This is a genomic window from Lysobacter rhizosphaerae (assembly GCF_054779795.1).
The window spans coordinates 128,586-140,527 of sequence record NZ_BAAGXO010000007.1; the positions used below are offsets into that span (position 1 = coordinate 128,586).

An 11,942-nucleotide genomic window follows, 5' to 3' on the forward strand; every position below is an offset into this window, starting at 1 on the left:
GCCCCTTCCTATCGCACCAGGAGTCGTGATGCGCGCTGTGCCGTGGTTCCTCGCTTCCTCCCTGCTTGTTGCCGGCACGCTCCACGCCGGACCGCGCGCCACCGTCATTCCCGCCAAGGCGATTGCGGCCGCCACGCAACTGCGCGAGCAGGCGCTGGCCAGCAACCTGGGCTACGAGATCACCGAATCGCTGACCACCGAGGTCGGCCCGCGCCTGGCTGGCAGCGAGGCCGATGCGCACGCCGTGCAGTGGGCGCAGGCGAAGTTCAAGGCACTGGGCTACGACAAGGTCTGGCTGGAAGAAGTGCATTTCCCCAAGTGGGAGCGCCGTAGCGAGCACGCCGCGATCATCGGCGACCACGCGCAGCCGCTGTCGCTGATCGCGCTCGGCGGCAGCCCGGGCGGCACCGTGGAAGCCGAAGTGGTGCGCTTCGCCGACCTCGCCTCGCTGGAAGCCGCGCCCGCGGGTTCGCTCGCCGGCAAGATCGCCTTCATCGACCACCACATGGAACGCGCACGCGATGGCGCCGGCTATGGCATGGGCAGCAAGGTGCGCGGTCGCGGCCCGTCCGCGGCGGTGCGCGCCGGTGCCGCGGCCTACCTGATGCGTTCGGCAGGCACCGATTCGCATCGCAATCCGCACACCGGCATCACCCGCTTCGACGAAGGCCTGACGCCAATTCCCGCCGCGGCATTGGCGACGCCCGATGCCGAACAGCTCACACGCCTGCTCGCGCTCGGCCCGGTGCGCGTGCGCGTCGCGCTGGATTGCGGCTGGGATGGCGAGGCCACGTCGTACAACGTGGTCGGCGAGATCCGCGGCCGCAGCAAGCCGGGTGAGGTCGTGCTGATCGGCGGACACCTGGATTCCTGGGATCCGGGCACCGGCGCCATCGACGATGGCGCGGGCGTCGGCCTGACCATGGCAGCGGGCGCCCTGATCGGCGAGATGAAGCAGCGCCCGGCGCGCACCATCCGCGTCGTCGCCTTCGCGAACGAGGAGCAGGGCCTGTACGGCGGCAAGGCCTACGCGGCCAAACACATCGGCGACATCGCCAAGCACCAGATCGCGGCGGAAAGCGATTTCGGCGCCGGTCGCGTCTACGCTTTCCGTAGCGGCGCGCCGGAGTACGCGCAGGGCGCGGTGAAGCAGATCGCCGACGTGCTGGCTCCGCTGGGCATCGCGCATACGCCGGACGAAGGCGGCCCGGGCCCGGACGTCGGTCCGTCCGCAACGCAGGGCGTGGCATGGGCGTCGCTGCGACAGGACGGCACCGACTATTTCGACTACCACCACACGCCGGACGACACGCTCGACAAGATCGATCCCAAGGCGCTGGCGCAGAACGTCGCGGCGTACGCAGTGTTCGCCTACCTCGCGGCGAACGCCGACGGCGATTTCGGCAGCGAAGCGAAGAAGGTCACGCCGCCGCAGGAATGACCCGCGGCGCAAAGTAAAAAAGCCCGGGATTTCCCGGGCTTTTTTGCATCTGCGCTGCTGCTACAGACGCGCGCGCCAGGCCGCCAGCAGCACGGCGGTAGCCGCCGCGACGTTGAGGCTTTCCACCGCGCCGGTGCCGGGAATCGACACGCGCAGGTCGCAGGCCGCGGCGAGTTCGCGATCCATGCCCTCGCCTTCGCTGCCGAGTACGAATACCGCGCGCTGCGGCAACGAGACATCGAACACGTCGCTGCCGCCCTTCACCACCGTCGCGGCCAACACGAAGCCGGCGCTACGCAACTGCGCAAGCGCATTGTCCTGGCGGCCCAGCCGCACCATCGGCACCACTTCCGCACCGCCCTCGGCCACGCGCGCCGCGGCGCCCGACAGCGCGAGCGGCGAGTGCTTGGGCAGCAGGATCGCGCCGATGCCGAAATGCGCGGCCGAACGCAGGATGGCGCCGAAGTTGTGCGGATTGCCGACGCCGTCCAGCCACAAGGCGCACTGCGGCCCTTCGGGCAGGTCGCGCAGCCAGTTCGACAGCGAGTGCAGCTCCTCGCGCAGGACGTCGGCGACCACACCTTCGTGGTGGGTGCTGGCGGCGAGGCGATCGAGGTCCTCTTCTTCCACCACGCGGTAGCCGACGCGGTTGGCGACGCACCACTTCAACAGCGGCTGCAGCGCCGGAATGCGCGCCTCGATCAGGTACAGCTTGCGGATCGCCTGCGGACGGCGGGCGAACACCGCGTGCACCGCGTTGAGGCCATACAGGCGCAGTTCGACGTCGCGGCGTGCACGCGAGGGATGCTGGGCGCCGTCGTCTGGCGCCGCGTCACCCCAGGGCTCATCGCGACGCGGGGCGCGCGAGCCCGCATGCGGCACGTCGCGCGGGTGAGGCGCGCGCGGACGCTGCTCCTCGAACGCGCGCGGCGGACGCGGGCGCGCCGCTTCAGGTCCGCGCGGCGGGCGAGGACGGGAATCGTCGTGTTGTTGCGGCGTGCGCTCCCGCGCGGGTGGCGACGGCGCGGACTTCCAGGGGCCGGCGCCGGTTTCGGGCCTGCGCGGCGGACGTGATCGATGATCGGACATGGCGAAAGCTTACCCCTCAGGGCGGAGGGACGCGCGGTTTTGCCGGCGGCGCCGCCGCCGGCCCTCGCCTCAGGCGTGGCCGCCGGCCTGCGGCGTCGCGTCTTCCAGCTTCTGCAGCTCGTGTGCCACCGCGTCCGGCGATCTGGTGTACGGCGCGAGCAGCGCATAGAACGCTGGAACCACCAGCAGCGACAGCAGCGTGGAGAACGCCACGCCGAACACGATCACCACGCCGATGCTGGCCCGGCTGGCGGCGCCGGCGCCACTGGAAAGCATCAGCGGGATCGCACCACAGATCATCGCCACCGAGGTCATCAGGATCGGCCGCAGGCGCACGGTCGCCGCTTCGACGATCGCCTCGCGCACGGATCGGCCCTCGTCGCGCAACTGGTTGGCGAACTCGACGATCAGGATGCCGTTCTTCGCCGCCAGGCCGACCAGCATGACGATGCCGATCTGGCTGTAGAGATTCAGGCTGACGCCCCAGATCGTCAGGCCGAGCAGCGCACCGAGCATCGCCAGCGGCACGGTGAGCATGATCACCAGCGGATGCAGGAAGCTTTCGAACTGCGCCGCCAGCACCAGGAACACGACCAACAACGCCATGGCGAAGGTGAAGAAGATCGCGCCGCTCGACTTCATGAACTCGCGCGATTCGCCCTTGTAGTCGACCTGCGCCTCCGGCGGCAGCTCCTCGGCGGCGATGCCGCGCAGGTACTCCAGCGCCTCGCCGACGGTGTATCCCGGCGCCAGGCCAGCGCTCAGGGTGATCGCGCGCATGCGGTTGAAGCGGCTCAACGTGCCCGCCTCGGCGTTCTCGCTCAGCTTCACCAGGTTCGACAGCGGTATCAGCTTGCCGGTGGTGGTGGAGCGCACGTACAGACCGGTGATGTCGGTCGGGTCGCGGCGGCTCTCCAGCGGCGCCTGCATGATGACGTAGTACTCCTCGCCGTCCTTCTCATAGGTGCCCGCGCGCAGCGAGCCGAGCATGGTCTGCAGCGCGTTGCCGATCGCCTGCACCGGCACGCCAAGGTCGGCGGCGCGCGCCTTGTCGATGTCGACGCGGATCTGCGGCAGGGTTTCCTTGTAGTCGGAGTCGACGTTGAGCAGGCGCGGGTTTTCCTCCATCCGCAGCAGCATGCGGTTGCGCCACTGAGCCACGGTCTCGTAGGTCGGGCCGCGCAGGACGAACTGCACCGGACGACCGAAACCGCGCACCAAGCCCTGCCGGACCTCGGTGGTGATGCGTACTCCGGGGATCCCGGACATCGCCTTGCGCACGTCGTCCATCACGTCCTGCGTGGTCGCCTCGCGGTCGTCCCACGGCTCCAGGAACACAGTCGCGCGACCGGTATTGAATCCACTGCTCTGGCCGCCGAAGCCGCCCGGCACGCGCGTGATCACGCGCGACACCGGTTTGCCGCCGCCTGTGTATTCGAGCAGCCGCTTCTCGATTCCGGCCATCTGCCGGACCATGTAGTCGTAGCCTGCGCCTTCCGGTCCGGTGACAGAGACGTTGAAGTCGCCTCGATCCTCGGCCGGCGCCAGTTCCGACGGCACCAGCTTGAACAGCAGGCCGCTGGCGACGAAGGTCGTCACCATCGCCGCGGCCAGCAGCCAGCCGCGGCCGACCACTTTGCCGACGAGGGCGCGATACCAGCTCGTAAGCTTGTCGAGGCGCCCGTTCACCCAGTTGTTGAAGCCACGGCTTTTACCGGCGATGCCGTGGGTATGCGGGCGCAGCAGGATCGAGCACATCATCGGCGTCAGCGTCAGCGCGACGAAGCCCGAAATGGCGACCGCACCGGCGACCGCGACCGCCAGCTCGCGGAACAGGCGGCCGGTATTGCCCTCCATGAAGGCGATCGGCAGGAACACCGCGATCAGTACCACCGTGGTGGCGATCACCGCGAAAGCGACCTGGCGCGTGCCGCGCGTCGCGGCGAGCAGCGGCGGTTCGCCGAGGTCGGTGCGGCGCTGGCAGTTCTCCAGCACGACGATGGCATCGTCCACCACCAGGCCGATCGACAGCACCAGCGACAGCAGGGTGAGCTGGTTGATCGAGAAGCCGCAGGCGTACAGCGCCATGAACGCGGCGGTGATGCACACCGGCACGGTCACCGCCGGAATCAAAGCCGCGCGCGCGCTGCCCAGGAACACGAACACCACCAGCAGCACCAGCACGATCGCCTCGGCCAGGGTCTTGTAGACCTCGTGCACGGCTGCTTCGGTGAACACGGTGGTGTCATAGGGCACCGACAGCTGCATGCCTTTGGGCAAGGTCTTCGACACCTGGTCCACCAGCGCGCGGACCTTCTGCGCGACCTCCAGCGAATTCGCCGTGGACGTCGCGACGATGCCCAGGCCGATCTGGGGCACGCCGTTGCCATGGTAGTAGGCGCGGCGCTCTTCGGTGGCCAGCTCGACCTTCGCCACCTCGCCCAGCGTGATGACGTGACCGTCTCTGCCCTTGCCGACCACGAGGCCGGCGAAGCTCTCCTGCGTCTCGTAGCCGCGCATGACCCGCAGCGAGAACTCGCGCGTCTGCGACTCGATGCTGCCACCGGGCAACTCGATGTTCTCGCGGCGCAACGCGGTGCCGATGTCGTCGGGGGTCAGTCCGCGCGCGCTCAGTGCCTTCGCGTCCAGCCACACGCGCATTGCGTAGCGCTGGCCGCCGCCGACGTTCACCGAGGACACGCCGTCGATCGCGGAGAACTGGTCGACCAGGTTGCGTTCGGCGTAGTCGGTCAGCTCCTGCGCACTCAGCTTCGGTTCGCTGAGGTTGAGGAACATGATCGGCGCGGAGTCGCTGTCCTGCTTGGCGACCTGCGGCGGATCGACGTCTTCGGGCAGGCGGTTGCTGACGCGGCTGATCGCGTCGCGCACGTCGTTGGCGGCGCCCTCGATGTCACGCGTCAGCGTGAACTCGATGGTGATGTCGGAGCGGCCGTTGCGGCTGGCGGCGGTGATCAGGTCCACGCCCTCGATGCCGCTGATCGCGTCTTCCAGCACCTGGGTGATGCGGCTCTCCACCACCGCCGCCGACGCACCGGTGTAGGTGGTGGTCACCGACACCACCGGCGGATCGACGTCGGGCAGTTCGCGCAGCGGCAGCCGCGTGAACGACACCACGCCGAGCACGATCAGGATCAGCGACATCACTGTCGCGAAGACGGGACGCTTGATCGAGACGTCGGAGAGCAGCATGGCTCAGCCTTCCTTCGCGGGCCTGGCGCCGTCCGCGCCGTCGCCCGATCGCGCGCCGTCCTGGTCCGTGGTCGCCTTTGCGCCGACGTCCTTGATCTTCGATCCGTCGCGCAGCTTTACCGTGCCTTCGACCACGATCCGATCGCCGGGCTTGAGGCCGGAGACCACCTCGACCTCGCCGAACCGGCGCGAGCCGATCTTCACCGGTACTTCCTTGACCTGATTGCCCGGCTCGACGCGGAACACGCTGGCCACCGTGCCGTTCTGCTGCAGGGCGAGTTCGGGGATCGCGAGGGTGTCGCGCGTGGCGCGCTCGACGCCGACGTCGAGCAGCATGCCAGGCCGCAGCCGGCCATCGGCGTTGGGGATTTCCGCACGCACGGTGATCGCGCGCGAGACCGGATCCACGCGCGAATCGATCGAGGCCACTCTGCCGACGAAGGTTTCGCCCGGCCATGCCTCGCTGCGCGCATTGACGCGCTGGCCGAGGGCGAGCTGCGACAGCGCTGATTCGGGGAAGGTGAAGTCGAGCTTGATCAGGGAGACATCGTCGAGCGTGGTGATCGGCGTGCCCAGCGTGACCAGCGACCCGGCGCTGACCAGGCGCAACCCCAGCACGCCGGAGAACGGCGCGCGGATCACCCGGTCGGCAACGGTGGCGCGCTGCGTCGCCACCTGCGCACGCGCGGCTTCCAGCGCGGAACGTTGCGTGTCCAGGTCGGAGCGCGCGATCAGCTGCTGGTCGGCAAGCTTGCGGCTGCGTTCGTAGAGCTGCTCGGCGTTGCGCAGCTGCGCCTGTGCCTGGTCGACGTTGGCCGCCTGCTGCCCCTGCACCAGGGTGACCAGCGGCTGGCCCTTCTTCACGTACTGGCCGCTGTCGAACTCGACGCTGGCGATGGTCTGGCTGACGCTGGCGGTGATCGTCACCGATTCGCGCGCATTGGCCGTGCCCAGCGCCTTGAGCTCATCGCTCCAGCGCACCGGCTGCACCTGCGCGGTCGTCACGGTCGCCGGCGGCTGGCCGCCCTTGTCGCCTTCCGCCCCGCCCTTCTTGCCGCAGGCGACAACCAGGCTGACCAGGCCGAGCACAACCAGGGCGCGATACGGGCGTGAGGACAGGAAGGCGGGCATGGAGAAGGGGGGCGGCGAACGGAGGGGCCGATTCTACGGGCCGGACCCGAGCCCACGTATGGCCCGATGGTTGCCCCCCGATGCGGCAAAATCGACGCATTCAGCAGGCTCCCGCCGGCCATGGCGATCGAAGTCATCCAGGGCGACATTACGCGCTTGCGCGTGGACGCCATCGTCAACGCCGCCAACCAGGCCCTGGCCGGCGGCGGCGGGGTCGACGGCGCGATCCACCGCGCGGCCGGTCCCGGGCTGGCGCGGGAATGTCGCGATATTCCCTTCGTTCGTCCGTATGTGCGCTGTCCCACCGGCGAAGCCCGCATCACCGGCGGCCACGACCTGCCCGCCCGCCACGTCATCCATACCGTCGGCCCGGTGTGGCACGGCGGTGGCGCCGACGAGGCCTTGCTACTGGCGAGCTGCTATCGGCAGTCGCTGCTGCTCGCGGAACGTCATCTCGTCGAATCCATCGCCTTTCCCGCCATCAGCTGCGGCGTATTCGGCTACCCACCCGCACAGGCAGCACAAGTGGCGGTGGCGGCGATCCGCGCGTGGCTGGCGCGGGATGCCCGACCGCAACGGATCGTGCTGTGCTGCTTCGATGCCCGCATGGAAAGGCATTACCTGAACGCACTGGAGTGCTGATGCACAAGATCGCGCACCGCTGGCTGCAGGCGGCGCCAGCGCCGCGAAGTCGCGGCGTGTGATCAAGGCGCCTCAAAACAAAAACGCCGGCACGAGGCCGGCGTTTTCGCATCGCGCGGGGCGAAAGGCTTACGCCGCCTTCTGCCACTGGCCCAGCGCCGCCAGGCCATTGTCCTTGGCGCGCGCGTACACGGTCTGCTGCGCCTTGGCGAAGTTGCCGACCAGGTCCTGCGACCACAGCTTGAGCGCGGCGGCCTGCATGGCACGGCCGTAGGAGAACGACAGCGGCCACGGGTTCGGGCCCATCTGGTTCATGGCGTTGAGGTGCGCGGTGGCGTCCTCGTCCGACTGGCCGCCCGAGAGGAACACGATGCCCGGCAGGATCGCCGGCACGGTCGACTTCAGGCACTGCAGCGTGGCGGCGGCGACTTCCTCGACCGCGACCTTCTCGCCGCTGGTGGTGCCCGGCACGACCATCGAGGCCTTGAGGATGCAGCCTTCCAGCACGACGTTGTGCTCGACCAGCGAGGCGAACAGCGAACGCAGCATCACCTCGGTGACCTGGAAGCATTCGTCGATGTCGTGCGAGCCGTCCATGATGATTTCGGGCTCGACCATCGGCACCAGGCCCTGCTCCTGGCACAGCGCGGCGTAGCGCGCGAGCGCGTGCGCGTTGGCTTCGATGCAGGTGCCCGACGGGATGTCGTCGCCGATGTTGATGACCGCGCGCCACTTGGCGAAGCGGGCACCGAGCTTGTAGTACTCGGCCAGGCGGTCGCGCAGGCCGTCGAGGCCTTCGGTGACCACTTCGCCCGGGCAGCCAGCGAGGTTGTGCGTGCCCTTGTCGACCTTGATGCCCGGGATCATGCCGTGGTCCATCATGTACTTCGCGAACGGCACGCCGTCGCTGGTGGACTGACGGATGGTCTCGTCGAACAGGATCGCGCCGGAGATGTAGTCGCTCAGGTTCGGCGTGGTGAGCAGCAGCTCGCGGTAGCGGCGACGGTTCTCTTCCGTGTTCTCGACGCCGACGCCAGCGAAGCGCTTGGCGCAGGTGGCGGTGGATTCGTCGATCGCGATGATGCCCTTGCCTGGGGCGACCATGGCCTGGGCGATTTCAGCAAGCTGTTCGATGCTCATGTGAGGGGGTCCTGCGGCGCCTGGGGAAAGGCGGAATTATAGCCCGCGCGCCCCATTGGCCGGCACGGCCCCGTATGGACCAGGGGGACTCCAGCCCGTCCGACGCCCGTTCCCGGCCCGGGACCCTATTTCAACGCCAGCGTCTGGCGCAGCACGTCGTTGGCTTCGTCGCGGGTCACCAGCAGGGTCCCGTTGCCATCGATGCCCGGGAAGAACTCGGGATGCCGCGTATTGATCTGGCGCTTGATCCGTTCGATCTGCGCATAGCAGTTCGTCAGAGTGCGCGAATGCGGGCATCCGAGCAGGTGGTAGAACTCGTGCACGCTCACTTTCGAGGGCGGCATGAACAACTGGTTCACCGAGGCACGGTTCGCCACGATGAAGCCGCGGGTATGGGTGGAATCGTCGACGGCGCCGAGCACCTCCGGCATCAGCAGCCCCCACAGCGCGTCGCCGGCATTGCGGTCGACAAGTGCGACCAGGCGGTCGCATGGCGGCTCGAGCTCGCGCGCGACCACATCGTCCAGCAGGCTGTCATGGCCGAACCCCGGACGTTCCCACGAACGCACCCATGGCACCACGATCTCGATGCCGTAAGTCTTGAACTCCTCGTTCACCGCGGCAACGAGCTGGTCGACGCGCTGCGGACTGACGCCGCCCGCGCGCAGGAAACAAACGCGTAGTTGCGCGGTCTGGCCGTAGTCGTGGGCGTACTCGTTCTGTGTACGCACGCCGACACTGGTGCATGCGCAAAGGCAAGCCACGAACAAGGAAACCGCAACCCTCGCGGCCAAGGCCAGGGTGCTGCGCATGCGCGGCGCCGCGATCAATCCTTCGACAAGCGTGGCGAACATGGCACTCCCCTTGTTCCGTGGGTGTGCTATCGCCAACGCGCTGCAGGTCCGCGTTCGGCCAACTTCTACGGAACCGCCAGCAGATGCCAGCGGTGTTCAGGGAAAAGTAAATTCGTCATGAAGCCTGTGTTACAGAGCGCACGGCTTGATGAGTACGATCAGTCTGCAAACGCATCACCCGTTCGGGTGTGGGTCGAAAACGCCTTAAGCATGTCGACCCTTACAACTCGCCAAGCCCCTCGGCTTTCCCGCCCTCGCCCACCTGCAGCAAACGCAGGGTGTTGGTCGCGCCGTGGTGTTCCATGTGATCGCCGCTGGTGAAGATCACGCGCTCGCCCTCGGCGAGGAAACCGGCGTCGAACAGCTGCTTGATCGACAGCCGGGCGGCATCGCGCGAGGCCAGGCCGCGACTGTCGAAATCGACCGGGAACACGTCGCGCATCATCGCCATGCGCCGGCGTGCGCCGTCGTGGCGCGACAGGCCATAGATCGGCACCGATGAACGAAAGCGCGACAGGAAGCGCGCGGTGCCGCCGGATTCGGTGGCGGCGAGGATCGCGCGCACGCCGATGTGCTCCGACAGGAACATCGCCGCCATCGCGATCGCCTGGTCGGCGCGCTCGAGGTTGCGCGGTGCCTCCTCGAAGTCGGTGTCGAATTCGAACTGGCGTTCGGCGCCGAGGCAGATGCGCGCCATCGCTTCGACCGCCTTGACCGGATAACGGCCCGCGGCGGATTCCTGCGACAGCATCACCGTGTCGGTGCCATCGATGACGGCGTTGGCGACGTCGAGCACTTCCGCGCGGGTCGGGATCGGGCTGTCGACCATCGACTGCAGCATCTGCGTCGCGGTGATCACCACGCGGCCGCGCTCCAGCGATTCGCGGATGATCTTCTTCTGCAGCCCGGGCAGTTCGGCGTCGCCGATCTCCACGCCCAGGTCGCCGCGCGCGACCATCACCACGTCGCTGGCCAGGATGATCTCGTGGAGGTTCTCGATCGCCTCGGCGCGCTCGATCTTCGACACCAGCGCGGCATCGCTGCCGGCGGCGCGGGCGATGCGGCGCGCCTCTTCCATGTCCTCGGCGTTGCGGCAGAACGACACCGCGATGAAGTCCGCGCGGAGTTCGGCGGCCACCTTGATCAACTCGCGGTCGCGCTCGGTCAGCGCGCCCAGCGACAGGCCACCGCCCTGCTTGTTCAGGCCCTTGCGATCCGACAGGGCGCCATCGTTGAGCACGGTGTTGACGATGCGCTCGCCCTCGATCCGCTCCACGCGCAGTTGCAGCAGGCCGTCGTCGAGCAGCAGCACGTCGCCGGGAACCACGTCGCCGGGCAAGCCGAGGTAGCTCACGCCGATTTCGCTGGTGGTGCCGGGCGGTGCGGTGGTCGACGCGACGAGGTCGAAGCGGTCGCCGGCCTTCAGCATCACGCGGCCTTCGGCGAAGCGTTCGATGCGGATCTTGGGGCCGGGCAGGTCGGCGAGGATGCCGACTTCGCGGCCGGCGCGATGCGCCGCTTCGCGCACGGCATTGGCGCGGGCGATCTGTGCGGAAGGATCGCCGTGGGAGAAGTTGAGCCGCACCACGTCGACGCCGGCGCCGAGGATGGCGTCGAGCACGCCCGGTGCATCGGTGGCGGGACCGAGGGTGGCGAGGATCTTGGTGCGGCGGCGAGTGTTGGACATGCGGCGCGGGTTCCGGGCACGGAGTACGTGGATCGCCGAAACCTAGCACAGCCACGATTGCAGGCGACGGGGTGCCGCCCGCTGAATACGAAGTCAGGCCGCAAGCAGCCCCGGCAGCTCGTCCGGACGCGACACCAGCCGCTGCGCACCGGCGCCGCGCAGCTCGTCCACGCCGCCGAATCCCCACAGCACGCCGACGTTGCGCATGCCATGGTGCAGCGCGCCTTCGATATCCATGCGGCGGTCGCCGATCATCCAGCACTCGTCCGGCGAGGCCTCGAGGCGATGCAGCGCTTCGGCGATCAGCTCCGGCTTGTCGCTGCGGCTGCCGTCGATCGTCGCGCCGATGACGTCGACGAAGCGGTGGCCGAACGGCAGGTGCGCGGCGATCTTGCGCGCGTGCGGCTCGTTCTTCGCCGTGACCACCGCGAGACGGTGGCCGGCGGCATGCAGCATTTCTATCGTGTCGGCGATGCCGTCGTAGACCTCATGCTCGGTCCAGCCGTGCGTCTCGAAGCGGTCGCGGTAATGCAGCACCGCCTGCTCCACCTTCCCGTCGTCGCGCAGCAACGGCGCGAAGCTGGTGCGCAGCGACGGGCCGATCCAGCGCCGCAGCTCGGACTCCGGCGGCACTTCCAGCCCCATCTGCGTGAGCGCATGCGCCACGCAGCGGGTGATGCCGACCTCCGAATTGATCAGCGTGCCGTCCATGTCGAAGAACAGTGTGGCCATTTCGTGTACTGCCCGT

Annotated in this window: 9 protein-coding genes; 2 read left to right on the forward strand and 7 right to left on the reverse strand. The window is 68.4% G+C overall.

From position 1 onward, the window contains the following. Positions 1-28 precede the first annotated feature (28 nt). Positions 29-1,441, forward strand: a complete 1,413-nt coding sequence (locus ACYVGE_RS09760) for a M28 family peptidase (protein WP_460729387.1) — start codon at positions 29-31, stop codon at positions 1,439-1,441. 60 nt (positions 1,442-1,501) lie between these two features. Here ACYVGE_RS09760 and ACYVGE_RS09765 read toward each other — a convergent pair whose 3' ends face one another. From ACYVGE_RS09765 to ACYVGE_RS09775, 3 genes are all read right to left on the reverse strand, one after another. Continuing rightward, a complete protein-coding gene (locus ACYVGE_RS09765; protein ID WP_460729389.1) occupies positions 1,502-2,530 on the reverse strand; it encodes a TrmH family RNA methyltransferase in 1,029 nt (342 codons plus the stop codon). A 69-nt stretch (positions 2,531-2,599) separates the two neighbouring features. Beyond that, positions 2,600-5,740: an efflux RND transporter permease subunit gene (locus ACYVGE_RS09770; RefSeq protein WP_460729391.1), complete on the reverse strand. Its 3,141-nt coding sequence runs from the start codon at positions 5,738-5,740 to the stop codon at positions 2,600-2,602. 3 nt (positions 5,741-5,743) lie between these two features. Further along, the gene (locus tag ACYVGE_RS09775; protein ID WP_460729393.1) at positions 5,744-6,871 is read right to left on the reverse strand and encodes an efflux RND transporter periplasmic adaptor subunit; all 1,128 of its coding nucleotides are present in this window, start codon (positions 6,869-6,871) and stop codon (positions 5,744-5,746) included. A gap of 120 nt (positions 6,872-6,991) precedes the next feature. Here ACYVGE_RS09775 and ACYVGE_RS09780 point away from each other — a divergent pair, with 120 nt between their 5' ends. Beyond that, entirely contained in the window at positions 6,992-7,513 is a 522-nt protein-coding gene (locus tag ACYVGE_RS09780) for an O-acetyl-ADP-ribose deacetylase (RefSeq protein ID WP_460729395.1), read from the forward strand. 129 nt (positions 7,514-7,642) lie between these two features. Here the strand turns inward: ACYVGE_RS09780 and ACYVGE_RS09785 are convergent, their stop codons facing one another. The 4 genes from ACYVGE_RS09785 to ACYVGE_RS09800 all read right to left on the reverse strand — a co-directional run bounded on the left by ACYVGE_RS09785 (position 7,643) and on the right by ACYVGE_RS09800 (position 11,926). Next, complete coding sequence (locus tag ACYVGE_RS09785; protein ID WP_310054083.1) at positions 7,643-8,653, reverse strand: class I fructose-bisphosphate aldolase; 1,011 nt, start codon at positions 8,651-8,653, stop codon at positions 7,643-7,645. 125 nt (positions 8,654-8,778) lie between these two features. After that, the gene (locus ACYVGE_RS09790; protein WP_460729397.1) at positions 8,779-9,507 is read right to left on the reverse strand and encodes a hypothetical protein; all 729 of its coding nucleotides are present in this window, start codon (positions 9,505-9,507) and stop codon (positions 8,779-8,781) included. A gap of 220 nt (positions 9,508-9,727) precedes the next feature. Continuing rightward, entirely contained in the window at positions 9,728-11,194 is a 1,467-nt protein-coding gene (pyk, locus tag ACYVGE_RS09795; RefSeq protein ID WP_460729399.1) for a pyruvate kinase, read from the reverse strand. Between the two features lie 93 nt (positions 11,195-11,287). Further along, on the reverse strand, positions 11,288-11,926 hold the full coding sequence (locus tag ACYVGE_RS09800) for an HAD hydrolase-like protein (protein WP_460729401.1): 639 nt from the start codon (positions 11,924-11,926) through the stop codon (positions 11,288-11,290). Between the last annotated feature and the right edge of the window lie 16 nt (positions 11,927-11,942).